The sequence below is a fragment of the Planctomycetota bacterium genome (assembly GCA_016235865.1).
Taxonomy (GTDB): domain Bacteria; phylum Planctomycetota; class MHYJ01; order JACQXL01; family JACQXL01; genus JACRIK01.
On record JACRIK010000001.1, the window covers coordinates 1 to 14,449 of the forward strand.

Annotated in this window: 16 protein-coding genes; 4 read left to right on the plus strand and 12 right to left on the minus strand. The window is 53.2% G+C overall.

The window, feature by feature from the left end; genetic code table 11:
- From HZA49_00005 to HZA49_00020, 4 genes are all read left to right on the plus strand, one after another.
- Positions 1 to 229: hypothetical protein (locus HZA49_00005; protein MBI5777823.1), on the plus strand; the 229-nt coding region annotated here is incomplete at its 5' end.
- A 378-nt stretch (positions 230 to 607) separates the two neighbouring features.
- Complete coding sequence (locus HZA49_00010) at positions 608 to 826, plus strand: hypothetical protein (protein MBI5777824.1); 219 nt, start codon at positions 608 to 610, stop codon at positions 824 to 826.
- Positions 827 to 902: 76 nt separating this feature from the next.
- A complete protein-coding gene (locus HZA49_00015) occupies positions 903 to 1,577 on the plus strand; it encodes a hypothetical protein (GenBank protein ID MBI5777825.1) in 675 nt (224 codons plus the stop codon).
- A gap of 165 nt (positions 1,578 to 1,742) precedes the next feature.
- Positions 1,743 to 2,882: a hypothetical protein gene (locus HZA49_00020; GenBank protein MBI5777826.1), complete on the plus strand. Its 1,140-nt coding sequence runs from the start codon at positions 1,743 to 1,745 to the stop codon at positions 2,880 to 2,882.
- Between the two features lie 74 nt (positions 2,883 to 2,956).
- Here HZA49_00020 and HZA49_00025 read toward each other — a convergent pair whose 3' ends face one another.
- The 12 genes from HZA49_00025 to HZA49_00080 form a co-directional block, all read right to left on the minus strand.
- Positions 2,957 to 3,517, minus strand: a complete 561-nt coding sequence (locus HZA49_00025; protein ID MBI5777827.1) for a HEAT repeat domain-containing protein — start codon at positions 3,515 to 3,517, stop codon at positions 2,957 to 2,959.
- A 509-nt stretch (positions 3,518 to 4,026) separates the two neighbouring features.
- Complete coding sequence (locus tag HZA49_00030) at positions 4,027 to 5,898, minus strand: protein kinase (GenBank protein MBI5777828.1); 1,872 nt, start codon at positions 5,896 to 5,898, stop codon at positions 4,027 to 4,029.
- A gap of 180 nt (positions 5,899 to 6,078) precedes the next feature.
- Entirely contained in the window at positions 6,079 to 6,597 is a 519-nt protein-coding gene (locus HZA49_00035; GenBank protein MBI5777829.1) for a TlpA family protein disulfide reductase, read from the minus strand.
- Positions 6,598 to 6,675: 78 nt separating this feature from the next.
- The gene (locus HZA49_00040) at positions 6,676 to 7,395 is read right to left on the minus strand and encodes a sulfite exporter TauE/SafE family protein (GenBank protein MBI5777830.1); all 720 of its coding nucleotides are present in this window, start codon (positions 7,393 to 7,395) and stop codon (positions 6,676 to 6,678) included.
- Positions 7,396 to 7,427: 32 nt separating this feature from the next.
- On the minus strand, positions 7,428 to 8,024 hold the full coding sequence (locus HZA49_00045; protein MBI5777831.1) for a molecular chaperone TorD family protein: 597 nt from the start codon (positions 8,022 to 8,024) through the stop codon (positions 7,428 to 7,430).
- The gene (nrfD, locus tag HZA49_00050; GenBank protein MBI5777832.1) at positions 8,021 to 9,259 is read right to left on the minus strand and encodes a polysulfide reductase NrfD; all 1,239 of its coding nucleotides are present in this window, start codon (positions 9,257 to 9,259) and stop codon (positions 8,021 to 8,023) included. The genes HZA49_00045 and nrfD overlap by 4 nt, the downstream gene beginning before the upstream one ends.
- A 6-nt stretch (positions 9,260 to 9,265) precedes the next feature.
- Entirely contained in the window at positions 9,266 to 9,943 is a 678-nt protein-coding gene (locus HZA49_00055) for a 4Fe-4S dicluster domain-containing protein (GenBank protein ID MBI5777833.1), read from the minus strand.
- On the minus strand, positions 9,940 to 12,501 hold the full coding sequence (locus HZA49_00060; protein ID MBI5777834.1) for a molybdopterin-dependent oxidoreductase: 2,562 nt from the start codon (positions 12,499 to 12,501) through the stop codon (positions 9,940 to 9,942). Before HZA49_00060 ends, HZA49_00055 begins: the two co-directional genes overlap by 4 nt.
- 108 nt (positions 12,502 to 12,609) lie before the next feature.
- The gene (locus HZA49_00065) at positions 12,610 to 12,870 is read right to left on the minus strand and encodes a thioredoxin family protein (protein ID MBI5777835.1); all 261 of its coding nucleotides are present in this window, start codon (positions 12,868 to 12,870) and stop codon (positions 12,610 to 12,612) included.
- The gene (locus HZA49_00070) at positions 12,861 to 13,310 is read right to left on the minus strand and encodes a ferritin-like domain-containing protein (GenBank protein ID MBI5777836.1); all 450 of its coding nucleotides are present in this window, start codon (positions 13,308 to 13,310) and stop codon (positions 12,861 to 12,863) included. Before HZA49_00070 ends, HZA49_00065 begins: the two co-directional genes overlap by 10 nt.
- 2 nt (positions 13,311 to 13,312) lie before the next feature.
- A complete protein-coding gene (locus tag HZA49_00075; GenBank protein MBI5777837.1) occupies positions 13,313 to 13,501 on the minus strand; it encodes a ferredoxin in 189 nt (62 codons plus the stop codon).
- A 20-nt stretch (positions 13,502 to 13,521) separates the two neighbouring features.
- Positions 13,522 to 14,415, minus strand: coding sequence for a hypothetical protein (locus tag HZA49_00080; protein ID MBI5777838.1), 894 nt, complete (start codon positions 14,413 to 14,415; stop codon positions 13,522 to 13,524).
- Between the last annotated feature and the right edge of the window lie 34 nt (positions 14,416 to 14,449).

Here is a 14,449-nt window from a genome sequence, read left to right on the forward strand (position 1 = left end):
CCGGTCCTTTGAGGATAATCTCAGCGGCTTTGTCCGGTTCTGGCGGAATATGGGTCGGCCCAATGGCGATATTCTTTATATCCTGCTTATCTGGGATGACAAAGAACAGGACCGTCAGTCCACGGCTGATACAGTCGGGCTATCCAGCCGTGAGAGCCTCCGTAAGTTAATCGCCCGGCTGGCCAAGACCTATCGGAAAAACACCATTTCAGCGTCTCCCAATCTATAGTAGTTCTTATTAATTTTCAAACATCCGTATACCCCTTCAGCCCTGTCATCTCCCCCCTCACCCTTCCCTCTCCCCTATGGGGAGAGGACTCCACGAACCCGGTCTGTGAGGGGAAGGGACCGGGGGTGGCTGAAATATCGCGTCTGGAAAAGTGGTGTGCCCGGTGCGCTTTAGCCACTGGCTAAATGCTCCCGACCAGTCCCGATTCTTATCGGGACAGGGGCCAATTTTTAACCACCCGGAAAACAGGTAGCCAAAAACAGCCACCCACTAATTTTCTTCATTTTCTTTAATCCTCTGTTCCCTAATGTTTTGTGGCAAATCCCGGAAAACACTTTTTCCCCAAGGTCGGAAAAGTGGTTGCCACGGGGGGCTATTATGCCGGGGGATTATGAGGGGTTCCTTAAGAGTTTCAAGGGACATCTTAAGAGTTTCCAAGGACATCTTAAGAGTTTCAAGGGACATCTTAAGAGTTTCAAGGGACATCTTAAGAGTTTCCAGGGACATCTTAAGAGTTTCCAGGGACATCTGGAGAGTTTCCAGAGACATCTGGAGAGTTTCAAGGGACATCTGGAGAGTTATAAGGGATACCTTTAAACTGATAATGCCAATGGGGTATAAAGAAACGCCCAACCTTACGTTTCTGTGCCCTGATGGCCGAGAGGAGATATATATGGACTGGTTACCGAGCAAGGCGGCTGCTTTTAATAATAAGCAGTCGATATACTTCCCCAAGGTGGTGGCAAACAAGGTGGCCTGGGGCATACCGGATGCGGCGATTGCGCCGCTGTTGGTCCTGCAGGCCGAGTTTGTCGGGCTCTACAATATCGTCAAGGACCGGGAAAACCGGACCGCGGCCCAGGTGGCTGACTTCTATGGCTGCCACACGCGCTTTGCCAAGGCCTGGCGGCTGTTCCACAAGGAATGGGTGGCATTTAACACGGCTATCTCCAAGCAGGATATGGTCATCCTGGTGGGCAAGGATTACGACCCTTCGCACACCCCGCGCGGAAAGATAACCGGGTTCCCGTATATGAATCTCAAGGCCCTGGGCGGCGGCACTATCGAGGTCCGGGCCCAGGTGGAAAAGGACGCCACCCGTCCGAGCATGCATCCGCTGGCTGATGGGGTGGAGTGCCGCTATATCCTGGTGCCTAAGGGCGAGATGGCGCCGGGCGGGCATACCGATGCCAAGGAGACCATCGTGTCCCGGAAGTCCATCTTCAAAATCAAATGCGGCGACCAGAACGCCGGAGAGAGCTTTTGGGGATTCTTCCGCTGGGTGAATCTGACCACGCCGGATAATAGCGGCGAATGGACCCAGGGATTGAAGGTGGTGTTGTCTTAAAGAGGTTACAATAAAAGTTACAGAAGGTTACAGGGGGTTACAGGAAGTTGACCTGCGTTCCCCGCCCGTACGGGTCGGGGTACTCGGATTCACGCTCCGCTTAGTTGCAACCTCTTGTAACCTCGATGTAACATCGTGTAACTTCTTGTAACAGAAAGGTGCTTTATGTCATTACAACCAGGTGAAGTCAAGACCGAGAACATCTCGGCTGGCGCAGTAGTCAGCAGTAAGTTGGCAGTAGACAGTGTAAATACTGAGAAAATAAAAAATTCTGCTGTGACAACGGAAAAGATAGCCACCGGAGCAGTGAACGGTTCCAAAATAGCTGATAATGCGGTCACCGGTTCCAAGATTCGGGATGGCACGGTGCGTAGTGAGAAGATTGCGGCCGGGGCAATTACCACCTCAAAGATAGGGGAGTTACAGGTTACCGGCTCAAGGTTACAAGACAAGGCGATAACTACGGAAAAGATTGCCAATAGCGCCGTGACCACGGAGAAAATAGCCAACGGCGCGGTCACGCCGGCGAAGTTGTCCTTTACCCCGCCGTCTATTGCCAGACCCATCACGCCGCCGATTGTCACCGAAGAAATCGGGAACGCACAGGTGACGCCGGTCAAACTCTCGTTCTCAGTGCCGACCAGGCCGATGGCGCCGCCATTGACGAGTGCGGAACTCGGAATGGGGAGTGTGGAATCGGATAAAATAGCGGATAGCGCAGTAACTGGGGCTAAGATAGCGGCCAATGCGATTACAGCCGGGAAGATTGCATCCGGCGCGGTCGGGCCGTCTGAAATCCAGTCCGGCGCGGTCGGAACGGACGAGATTGCGGCTGGCGCAGTAGACAGTAGTAGGTTGGCAGTAGACAGTGTAACGACAGAGAAGATAGTAAATGGGGCAGTGACAGCCGAGAAATTAGCGCCCGGCGTGGGCGGCGGAGATACGTTGACCATGTTCCCAACGCCACAGACCGCGCTGGACCAAGGCGGGATTATTGCCACGACCCAACCGGCTCAGGTGGATTTATCGGCGATTATTCCGCTCAACACCAAAGGGGTGATTGTGTCAATCGCAGTCATCAACCAGAGTTATGCCAACGGCGGGATGATGGCTTACATTTATCGGCAGGTCGGAGCGGAGTATGCATTGCAGGTCATGGCTCCGCCGGTTAATTCTCCGGGGATTAGTAATGGCGGCTCGGTCCTGATGCCGGTGGCGGCTGATAGGACGCTGCTTTGGCAAGCCTACGTGGCCGGGAATAATTCCACGGAGTTGGTGATATACATCTTAGGATACGTCGTTTAGCACGTTCGCTGCGCTCAGTGTAAACTCCGAGCGAAGAGCGTATAGCGTATAGTGGAAATACTATATGCTCTATGCTACTTGCTCTTAGCTCGTTCAATCTCCGCTTCCGGCACGCCGAGTTTCTTTAATGCCTCTTCGGCGGTTTCGCGCACTTCGGCATAGTTTACGACTATAATATCCTCTAATTCAATTAGGCCATGGGGTTTTTGTTTAAGCAGCTTGATTATTTCTGGGATAGATGCCGTGTCTTTTAATTCACCAAGCGCATATATTGCCTGAATAAGCAGATATGCGTCTTTATTGTTAAGAAACTCTCTTATTTTAGGGATAGATTCATTGTCATTTAAGTTTACGAGAGCATTAATGGCTTCAGCATTTACTTCTCGGTCATTAAGGAGTTCTCGTATTTTATGGATAGATTCCTTATCTTTCAGTGATTTGCTAAGAATGACAATAGCGCGGTGAATAACACGAGGGTCTTTATGGTTGAGTAGTTCTCGTACATCAGAGGTGGATTTGCAGGAATTAAGTATATTATCAATATCTAGTTCTTTAGGATTGTTATACCACATAATCCCGGCGGCGGAAACGAGGGCGCAGGCGATGCCCAGGCTAATAATGATGGTGCGATTCATATACAATCCAATTGCGTAAGCGGATTAAGCGGATAGCGCTGATTAAACAGATTTTTCCGTTCAATCCGTCTTGTCTGCTGAATCTGTTTACGAAATCGTCTTTCTACCAAATCAAAAGGGGAGTGTCAATGTAATTACTTCGTGTTCTGTGTGGTGCGCGCGACTGAGTATGTTCGGTCCGCTCCTATCGGTGCTCCCGGTCTCGCAGTAGCGAGTTCCCAGTGCGTTCCAGTGGGTAGTCCTGACCATTGCCTACGGCAAAGGGGCAACCACAGATAGCACAGATGTACCCGATGCGCTCCAGTGGGTGCTTCATTTCACGCTACGCGGGCGCTCCGCTTAGTTTATTTCGTTACATTCATATTTAGGTTTTGCTTAATACAGAATGCACTCCCGGCAAAAACTGCCGGGATTAAGAGGCTGTACGTCCCCCGAAACAAATTCGGGGTCCTACAGACTCTAAAGGCACAGGCGATTCCGACAATAATTAACAGGGTCTTTGACATAGTTTACTTATTAAGTTGTTGTTTCCATTCTTCAACCGACCGGCTGATTATTATCGCTTTCGGGTTCTGCGGCATCGTTTTATACGGCTCTAACTCTTTTTCCCCGTCCTTGATGGCGCGCTCCCAATCGCCTTTTTGGGCAAAGGCCAGCGCCCGGCCGTAATAAATCATCATAAATGGTTTGGTCCGGAATTTCATTATGGACAAACTTTTAGACAAGTCATTTGGGTCGGCCTTAACCAGTTCAGTGTATTTTATGTCCAGTTCTATAGCCCGGGTCAGGTCATCAATCGCCTGGTCGGATTCCTTTAATTTGTAATGGATTTTAGCGCGGTCGGCAAAGTAGTTGGCGTTTTCAGGGAAAAGTCCTATGGCTTTGTCATAGTCGGAGAGTAGGTCTTTATCATCCGCGTTCGGGGTGGCCGATTTAATCATAGCCCGCCAGTAATAGGATTCGTGCAGGCCGGGGTCTAATTCCACGGCCCGGTTAAGCGACTTGACCGCTTCGTCTGGTTTCTCTTGTGCCATATAGGCTAATCCGAGGACCTGATAGGCGTATCCCAGAGTCGGGTCTATTTTGAGCGCCGCTTCGGCGGACGCTATTTTTTTCTCCGGTAAAATCGCTACGGCGTGGGCATCAGCGCCTTCCAGCATCTTCATGGCTTTTGCCCGCGTTTCCATTGTTTGTTGCTTTGCCCGCTGAGTTGTCATTTCTTTCTTGGTGGAAGCGTTATTTATGCGCCAGGCCGTAGATATGGCGATGAGGGCCAGCAAAAATCCGGCCAGGGAAAAACTGATGATTTTATTCTGGCGCGCCTTGCGGAAACCCCAGGTGATAAATCCGATATGCCGGGCTGAGATGGGTTCGCCTTTGAGATAACGCGTCAAGTCATCGGCCAGTTCCTGGGCCGATTGATAACGGCGGGGTTGTTCCTTTTCCAGGCATTTCAGGCAGATGGTTTCCATATCCCGGGTCAGATGGCGGGTCAGCCGGCTGGGTGGAATCGGGTCTTTGCGGACCACGCTTTCCAGTATCTGGTATAATTCCCGGCCCCGGAACGGGGTGTGCCCGGTGAGCGTATGGTATAACGTGGCGCCCAGTGAGAAGATGTCGCTGAGGGCGTTTATTTTTTCCTTTTCGCCCTGGGCCTGTTCCGGCGACATGTAGTCGGCCGTGCCCATAATGGTTCCGGTCAGGGTTAATGATTTTTCGGTGCCGCCGATTTCTTTGGCCAGCCCGAAATCGGTCAGGTAGGGCCGGCCTAGTTTGTCTATCAGGATATTGGCCGGTTTGATGTCACGGTGGATTATGCCCTGGGTGTGGGCATAATGAAGGGCTGAAGCAATCGTAGAGATAATCTCGGCGATGCGCTGGGGCGTCAGATGATTGTCTTTTTGGCTGATGAGTTTGTCCAGCGAAACGCCGGCGATATATTCCATGGTAAAGTAATGATATTTGCCCTCAATGCCGATTTCATGCACCTGGATGATATTTGGGTGTTTTAATTTAGCCGAGGCGCGCGCCTCGCGCATAAAACGCTCGGTGGCGTCCGGGCCCTTTAAAAGCATGATTTTCAGGGCGACCTTGCGGTTAAGGGCCGGGTCGTGCGCCAGATAAACCGCGCCCATGCCGCCCTGGCCTAATTTCTTCTCTATGAGATATTTGCCGAAGGTCTTGCCGGATGGTTGTTCCCGGTCAACCTGCTCAGATTCTTCCAGGCGGTTTAGCCAGGGCTGGACCCAGCGATGCGCTTTAATCGGGGCTATTTTATCAGGATATTTTTGTCGGAATCCGGCGACTTCCGGGCTGGTCCACCAGATGAGGAATTCATCGTATGATTTGAAGTCGTGGATTCTTAACTGGTCTTGAGTCATAGTAATGGAACTATATTTTTGATATGAAGTAATGTCAAGAGAAATGGTTAAGCGTAGAGGATGCCGCCCTTCCCGCCCCGAAAGGCGAGGCACACAGTGCCCCTGTTGGGGCTCGCCAGAGGCGGGGGACTGCGTTGCGACTCCGTTTATTAGAGGGAATTAATCAGTGAAATCTGTGGTTTACTTTACCAGCGCTTGGACGTCATTGAGCGTGGCGTCGCGTTTGACGATTTCGCCCTGGGCGTTGATAATGATTATGGTCGGGATGCCGTGGACATGGTAAAAATTGGCGACCATGCCTTGCGCATCGTAGAGGTTGGGATAGGGGATATTGTGCTCCCTGGTGTATTCCTGGGCATCGGCGAATGTCTTGTCCAGATTGATGCCGACGATGGTGATTTTGTCTTTGTATTGGTTGTAGAGTTCAACGACATTGGGTATCTCAGCCCGGCAGGTCGGGCACCAGGATGCCCAGAAGTCCAGGACTAATGGTTTGTCGCTAATCAGGTCCTTCAGCTTGACCTCCTGGTTGTTCATGTCTTGGAGGGTAAACCCCCACACCAAAGATTTTGGTGTGGGGGTAAAGTCCGGAGCATGGGTATTTTGGGCGGTTTGCGGCGGAGTTGGCTTGTCACAGCCGGCCAGGATTATGGTTGATAAGATGATGAGCGCGATAAGTTGATAGGTTTTGGTTCTCATATAATTTCTCTCTGCGGCTCTAATCCCGGCAAAAACTGCCGGGACAAGAGTCTGTACGTCACTTCGTTTCTACAGACTCTAGTAGAACATTTGGAACAGGCCCATTTCGCCGGCCTTAATCAAAAAATATTCACCGACCAGTATGACGGCCACGCCGAAGAATTTCTGGACCCCGACCATCCAGTTGCCGGCCTTGGGCAATGAGGTAATGAATCCGCTGAAGGTGCCGATGAGAATCAGCAGGATGCCCATGCCAAAGGCGTAGGTGAAGAGCAGGGCGCCGCCGAAGACGATGCTCTGTTGGATGGAGACGTAGGTTAATAGGGCGCCCAGGACGGCCGTGGTGCAGGGCGCGGCGATAAAGCCCGAGGTGATGCCCAATATGAACGCGCCGAAGATGCTCTTGCCTTTGCCGGAACCGCTGCCGCTTAACGAGCCCAGGAACGGGAAGTGGAAGACGTCTAACAGCGACAGCCCGAACAGGATGAACAGGTTGCCGACCACCAGATTGACCCAGGGATTGGTCTGGACATTGCCGAAGACCCGGCCGCCCAGCGATGCCAGCACGCCCAGGAAGGCGAATGTTACGGCGATGCCGAGCACGTAAAACACCGAGACGAAGAAGCTGTAAACCGCGGTCTTTTCGGCCCGGGAGCCGGTGTATGACGCTACGATGGGGATTAAGGGATAGATGCACGGGGTGAGCGAGGTGATGATGCCGGCCAGGAAGACCACGCCAAAGGCAATCAGCGACCCCGATTCCAGGTATTGGTTCAGGAGCGTGACTAATTTTTCCATATGAAATATTATCGGTAATATAGAGGGTTATATTAACTAAAACCGGCGATTTTGTTATGGCGCATCTCCTGCCTGAGAAAACCGGCGGCCAGATGGGCCAGACGGCAATAGAAGTGGTTTTCCGGCGCGCCGCTCTTCAGGCGCTCCAGGAATTCATAGACCCAGTGTTGCAGATATTCCAATAGGGCATTGAGCGGATGGTTATTGGCGGCCAGCAGCCCGGACAACTCCAGGATTATTGAGATATGGTCCAGCGGCTCGTTTCCCTGGCCGGGCGCAAGGTTGTATTCCTTCATCAGTTTCCGGACCGGCTCGGCGGAACCGCCATAGAGTGATTTGTCCAGATAGACCGAGCCGTAAGGCAGGCAGGGCGTGGCCGGGTAGCCGCTGATAAAAAGTGCCGTGTATTTTTCCGGCATATTCTCGCGCGACGCCGCGGCCAGGTTGCGCCATTCGTTCGCCAAGGGATAGCCCCGGCCTTGCAGGGCGTTGATTATAACGGCGCCCCGGTCAAGGGTTGTTTCTATTTCCGTCATCCGGGCCTTGTCGGGATAGAGGAAGAATAATGAGAGGATTGAATACATCTGCGCCTGCGGAGTCAGTCTTGCGCCAATAGCCGGTGAGGTCATTTGTTTTCTGTATAGGATTTAAACGGGAATATTGCCGACGCTATCGTGATTATCATCGCGACCAAAGATAGAACGCCGAGCGTAATACTTATTTCTGTCAGCGAAGGGACGTAATGCCAGTAGGCGCTGAAGACCGGCTGGCCCGGAATCACCTCGCCGACCGCAATCGGATACGCCCAGGCGCTCTCGATGCCCGGCATATGCAGGGTCAGGGGAATGAAATTATAGGCCGAGGGCATCAGGAGAAAGCGGTGGCTGAATGCGCCAACCAGCATAAAGACAATACCGGTCACCAGGACGGCCGGCTTGCTCCGCAGGCCGTTGCTCAGGAATATTATCATCGCCAGGATTGGTAGGGCGACTTCAATTAGGTGCGGGCCGAGCATCCGGCTGAACAGCAGTTCCAGGGCGTCAAATTCGCCGGGCTTCTGGGCCCAACTCCGTATCACGAAGTCGTTATACATAAAGAAGAGGTGGACAATCAGGGCAATAGCCGAGAGTTTGGCCAGTATCCGGTAAGCCGGCAGGAGGCGTTCCCTGAATCCGTAGGATATGATTGAGACCAGAAGCACCAGGGCCGAGCCCGAGGCCACGGCCACGGCAATGAAGTCCGGTGCCAGGATTGCCGAATACCACCAGGGCCGGGCCGGCTGGGTGGCAAATATCCAGGCCGTGACCGTGTGAATCAGCACTGCAAAGGGCAGCGCCACCGGCGCCAGTATTTTGGATGCGCTATGCGAAACGGCGTTTAGCTTTTCTGCCTGCATTTTATTAAACGGCAACGAGAATATGCTCCTGCCCTGCGCCAGGTGCGGCAACAGCAGGACATAGGCGTAAACCAGCGAGATGGTCGCATAGCCGGAAATCACAATGATGTCCCAGACCAGGGGTGAGAGGAAATTCGGATGGAGCATCAGGTTGTAAAGCCGGTCCGGCCGTCCGATATCCGGGATGACCATCAGCCCGGCGCCGGACACGCAGGCGAATGCGCTCAGCGCCCCGGTCGCGGCCAGCGGCTTGAGGGCCTCAATCTTGAATACATATATGGACGATGAAACTATCAGCCCGCCCGCGGCAACGCCCACCAGAAACGCAAAGGTGGAGATATACAATCCCCAACTAAACGGATTGCGCAGGTTGGTTAATATTAAGCCCGCCTGTAACTGGGACAGCCAGCTGATAAATCCGGCAATAATAAGGGCGCACAGAACGATTATCCAGATTGTTCGTTTCATATTACATTATCTCTTGGGCGGAAGGTAGAAGACCTTCGGCTTTGTGCCGTATTCTTCCATCAGTTTGAATCCGCCGCGTTCCCGGACGAGTTTGCTGACCTGGCTGTTCGGGTCGTCCAGGTCGCCGAAGAACCGGGCATTGCCCGGGCAGCCGCGCACACAAGCCGGTTTGATGCCCTGGTCAATATACTGGACGCAAAGCGTACACTTTTCCACCACGCCCTTGGGCCGCTTGTGCATATAGACCAGCCGGCCTTCGGAGCGGTGTTCTTCAGGCAGTCCATATACATAATCGCTGACTGCGTATTGGGTCTTGGCAAATTCCTTGTCCGGGTTCTGCCAGTTGAATTGCCGCACGCCGTAAGGGCAGGCGGTCATGCAATAACGGCAGCCGATGCAGCGCTCGTAATCAACCAGAACCACGCCGTCCTTGCGCTGGTAGGTGGCCTTAACCGGGCAGACCTTGACGCAGGGCGCATTGTCGCAGTGCATACAGGTTAAAGGCAGGTACTGCATTGACAGGAACGGATACTTGCCGGTGGCGACCTGATGATGCTCCGAGCCCGGCGTCAGCACCCGGTTCCACCAGGTGCCCGGCGGCTGGGAATTATGCTGGTGGCAGACCACCGCGCAGGTCTGGCAACCGATGCACTTGAATAAATCTATAACTAAAGTGTGTCTCATGTTTTCCTTACGTCGCAAAGGCATTCGTTCCAGGCCGTATTCGGGCTCCAGACACCAGCGGCGAAATATATCTCGTGGGTCGGTTTTATCCAGGGGTATAACAAACTGTTGTAGGACGTTCCCTGCAGATACCGGCTCCACCAGCCCTGTTCAAATGTGATGATGCCGCGCTGGATGCCGTGGTCCAAGGTCGCGAAGCCGTAGACCTTGCCGCGGTCGTTATACACCTCTACTTTGTCGTTATTATTAATACCCTTTGGCTTGGCGTCTTCGGGATTAATCCAGACCCGCGCCTTGAAATCCTGCAACTCGTTCATCACCGGATTGTTGGAGTGGGTTGAATGCGTCCGGTAAAGCGAATTACGGGTCAGGTAAACGAACTTGTATTTATCCCTTGAGCCGGGATTGAGTAGGTATTCCGTCTCCTCAAACGTCGGTTTATGGACCGGCAATGCCTCGCCGCTCTTGATGAAGACGTCCTCATCCTTATAGAATTCTATCCGGCCGCTCTTGACGAATTGGGCGGTCCCAGCCAGCGGATACGGATAGGTCACCGGCGGGAACGGTTTCTTTGAATGAATCTGTTCGTAGAACGGAATCTGGCGTTGGTCAGGCGTAGGCAGTTTGAGCCGGACCGGTCCTTTCTTCAAATCGGACAAGGTAATTCCGGCCACCAGAGGCCCGCCTTTTTCCAGCATCAGGTTTATCGCCTTTTCAGCCGCTTGGTCAATCTCCATATCTTTGAAGAAATATTTGTCATAGTCCGGATTCAGCCGGTGGGCCAGTTCCTGGACTATCCATAATTCCGGTTTGCTCTCAAAGAGCGGTTTGATTGCCGGCTGGACCAGTTGCAGATAGGGATGCGCCGGCGTTGCCACCAGGTCGGTCTTTTCGTACCAGGTTACGCCCGGGAGAACCACATCAGACCAGAGCGCGGACGTGGTCATCTGGAAATCTATAGTGACAATTAGTTCCAGTTCGTCCTTGGCGGCGATTTCCTTGAGCCGGTTATTAAGGTTGTGCTGGTCAAACGGATTGCCCCAGGCCTGGATATACGCCTTAACCCCGTTCTTGGGATATTTGGCGGACATTGTTTTGGTCGGTCCGTGCAGGAGGTAGTTGAAGGGGAACCAGTTCGGCTTTTTGCCGTCCGGCACCCACCAGACGCCAATCGGGAACCTGATTTTATACTGGCCCGCATAGGTGGAGATACCGGCCCCTGATTTGCCGACGTTTCCGGTCAGGACCGTAAGAAGCGCCAGGGCGCGGCCTTTCAGGTCGCCGTGATACCATTGATAATTGCTGGCTCCGTATATAATGTGCAAGGGCTTTTGCCGGGCTATCTCCTGTGCCAGTCGTTCAATCGTCTCAACCGGTGCGCCCGTTACCCGGCTGACCGTTTTCAGGTCGTAGCCGTCAAGCATCTCGCGCAGCATCTGAAATGCCGGCTTGCATTTTACGGCCTGGCCGCCTTTAAGCGTTATTGAGTATTCGCCTTTCAGCGCCGGATTAACGTTGCCCAAATCCAGATTCTCCGGATTAAGCGGCGCGGGCGCGTTTCTATTCTCGTCAAATACCAGATAGACCTCGCGATAATCTGGTGCGGTGATTTTGGAATAGGCATCCTCCGGTAAATCGCCTGCCTTGAGCCGCTTGCCGTTGTCCTGCCTTATCAGGATTGGCAAATCGCTGTAGGTCTTTACGAAATTACTGTCGTAGAGTTCCTGCTCAATCATAACCCGGGCCAGCCCCAAGGCGAAGGCCGCATCCGTATTGGGCGCGATGGGTATCCACTCATCCGCCTTTGATGCAGTTGACGAATAATTCGGGTCGACAATGACCATCCGGCCGCCCTGCAGGCGGTTCTCGGTCAGGAAATGCGCATCAGGCAGGCGGGTGTACATCGGGTTTGAGCCGAAGATAACGGTTAGGCGCGAGTTGAGCCACTCCAGTGTCTCCAACTCCTCGCTCTGGACTCCAAAGGTCATGGGCCAGAACATGGGCAGGTCGCCGTTCTGGTCATAGGCGTGGCAGGCGCTCCAGTTATCCAGCGCGGCCAGGCGGATAAATGCGCCTTTGGCCACATAGCCGGTGCCGCCTACCTGGATGGTGGTCATAATTGACTCAGGGCCGTATTTTGACTTGATGGATTTAAGGCGTCCGGCGATGTAATCCAGCGCCTCCTCCCAGGTGGCTTTGCGGAACTTGCCCTCGCCGCGTTGTCCGGTCCTGATAAGCGGATATTTCAGGCGGTCCGGCCCATAAACCAGGTTCATCGTGCTCAGTCCCTTGAGGCATCCCCTGGGATTGTAAGCCGCCTCGGGATAATCCGCGGCTTGAATCAGGGTCTGGATGCGGCCGTCCTTGACATAAGCCATCATCCCGCAGGCGCCGGTATCGTTCGGCGAACAGGTGGAACGAATCCATTGTCCCGGGGTTGAGAAAACAGTATTATCTTTATCAAGAGAAAGCAACCGGAGCGGCAGGGAGTTAAGGATGAACAGTCCGCTGCTGGCTGTCCCAATCTTTAACAACTCGCGTCGCGATATTTTATGCATGCGCTGATTATACAAATATAGCTAAAAACGTCTTTGACTTAAGTCAAGGACGCATGAAATTATCCGGCAGCGAAAAGCGGCTGGGATGATATTCGGCATCCATAAAGCTTATAGGTTCAGTTTTTTAATCAGGTTATCCCGGGAGATAAAGCCGGTGATGCGGTCTACTTCATGGTTATCTTTGGATATAATCAGGGTAGGCACGCTGAGTATCTCGTTTTGGCTGGCCAGGTCCGGCTGCGCGACGATGTCGACCTCTGCTAATTTTATTTTATCAGGATATTGCTGGGCGACCTGCTGGATAATGGGCGATACCTGTTTACAGGAGGCGCACCATTGGTTCTTAAATAAGGTTAAAACTAAAGCCATTTTATTAGCTTGGCCAGCGCGGCCTGGTGGATAGTTTCCTCAATGCGGATGGCGTCGATAACGTCGGCCAGGCGATGGTCGGTGATGACCTTGAGGCACTGGTTGTAGAGGGCCACGGCGCCTTGTTCGTTCTTCAGGTGCTGGTTGACTATTTCCCTGATGCTCTTTTTGGCGTCAATCAGGTTGAAGTCAGTAGTCGGGGCAAAGCCCAGTTTCTTCAGCTCCAGTGAGAGCAGGTCGGCATGCCGGGTCTCCATCTGGGAGAAATTTCTGAACAGGTCGCCGATGCCGGGATATTTGGCGAAGTAGTCGACATGGCGCTGGTAGAGGAAGATATCGCCGTATTCCATGACCAGGGCCTTGTTCAGCAGGGCCGCGACCTTCCCGCTCAAGCGGGATGGGGAATGAACAATATTGTCGGGCCCCATGTTTTTCTCCATATTTACTCGAGTTTAATGGACTCGGACGGACAGCCTTCGGCGGCTTCCTTGGCCGTGCCTTCGGCGCCGGCCGGAACAGGCGAGGCCTTGACTTTGGCAATGTCGTCATCGCCCATCTCAAATACGTCAGGGCAGGTTTCGGCGCACAGGCCGCAGCCGGAGCAGGTTTCTTTATCTACTGTTGCTTTCATCTTCACTCCTCTTCTAATGTTTATTTTTCTTCCGGTTCATCTTTGGCATCTAGGACTTCTTTAATCTCGTCCGGAACGGTGATGTCGATATCCTTGTCATAATCGGTGATATTGATATCCACCGAGACCTTGCGGCCGCTGGGGGCCGGGGCTTCCTGGCCTTCCTCGGGCGTTTCCGAGCCGGGCATCCGGGCTGAAACCTCGACGAAGAATACCATCTTGGAAATAAGGGAGGTTTTCTTGTCGACCCAGATTCTGAATCCGGATTTATCGCAGGTCAGTTTGGCCTCGGCCGGCAGGGGCATGGGCAGTTCGGAAATCAGCTTGCTGGCGCCTTCTTCCTTGATAGTCGCCTCGATGACCGCGTAGTCGACTTCTTCAATTTTTTCATCCTTGCCGAATTTGTATCCTTCCAGCGCGGTGGCCAGCCGGTCGCCCTGGAGTATGGGCGATGGCGCCTTGCCTTCGGCCCGTTCCTCGGAGGCGACGTTGCGGGTGTATTTTTTGTCGCCTTTTTGGTAGAGTTCGTATCTTTGCGGCCCGCTCATGACCTTGGTCTCATAGACCATGTAGAGCAGGTTTTCGGTGTTATTTTTTACGCCTTCAAATGAGGCCGGGATGGGCATGCCCATTTCCACGTAGAGGGTCTCCCGTTTTCCGTTGAAATGGTATCCCTTGGCTTTATTCCTTTTTTCCAGGGCGTCGGTGAACGCCTTCTTGGCCTTGACATCGCCGTCCTTTGAGGGTGGGGCGTCTGGTTTCTTGGCTTCCGGCGCTGGTTTGGTTTCCGGGGCCGGTTTGCCGGCCGGCGGCTTGGTAGCCGGCGGCTTGGCGTTGGGGTTGGCCATCAGCAGCAGGCCGCCCAGGCACAGGATCAGGGCGATGGCCCCGCCTGTGAGCAGTTTGTTTCTCATAGAGAACTCCTTTTTGGCGCCGCAGCGCCATGGC

Coding starts and splice junctions, on each gene's coding strand:
- HZA49_00070 (MBI5777836.1), bottom strand. CDS start 13,310: ATGGAGAAAAACATGGGGCCCGACAATATTGTTCATTCCCCATCCCGC.
- HZA49_00060 (MBI5777834.1), bottom strand. CDS start 12,501: ATGCATAAAATATCGCGACGCGAGTTGTTAAAGATTGGGACAGCCAGC.
- HZA49_00035 (MBI5777829.1), bottom strand. CDS start 6,597: ATGAGAACCAAAACCTATCAACTTATCGCGCTCATCATCTTATCAACC.
- HZA49_00055 (MBI5777833.1), bottom strand. CDS start 9,943: ATGAGACACACTTTAGTTATAGATTTATTCAAGTGCATCGGTTGCCAG.
- HZA49_00065 (MBI5777835.1), bottom strand. CDS start 12,870: ATGGCTTTAGTTTTAACCTTATTTAAGAACCAATGGTGCGCCTCCTGT.
- HZA49_00080 (MBI5777838.1), bottom strand. CDS start 14,415: ATGAGAAACAAACTGCTCACAGGCGGGGCCATCGCCCTGATCCTGTGC.
- HZA49_00045 (MBI5777831.1), bottom strand. CDS start 8,024: ATGACCTCACCGGCTATTGGCGCAAGACTGACTCCGCAGGCGCAGATG.
- HZA49_00075 (MBI5777837.1), bottom strand. CDS start 13,501: ATGAAAGCAACAGTAGATAAAGAAACCTGCTCCGGCTGCGGCCTGTGC.
- HZA49_00020 (MBI5777826.1), top strand. CDS start 1,743: ATGTCATTACAACCAGGTGAAGTCAAGACCGAGAACATCTCGGCTGGC.
- nrfD (MBI5777832.1), bottom strand. CDS start 9,259: ATGAAACGAACAATCTGGATAATCGTTCTGTGCGCCCTTATTATTGCC.
- HZA49_00025 (MBI5777827.1), bottom strand. CDS start 3,517: ATGAATCGCACCATCATTATTAGCCTGGGCATCGCCTGCGCCCTCGTT.
- HZA49_00015 (MBI5777825.1), top strand. CDS start 903: ATGGACTGGTTACCGAGCAAGGCGGCTGCTTTTAATAATAAGCAGTCG.
- HZA49_00040 (MBI5777830.1), bottom strand. CDS start 7,395: ATGGAAAAATTAGTCACGCTCCTGAACCAATACCTGGAATCGGGGTCG.
- HZA49_00010 (MBI5777824.1), top strand. CDS start 608: ATGCCGGGGGATTATGAGGGGTTCCTTAAGAGTTTCAAGGGACATCTT.
- HZA49_00030 (MBI5777828.1), bottom strand. CDS start 5,898: ATGACTCAAGACCAGTTAAGAATCCACGACTTCAAATCATACGATGAA.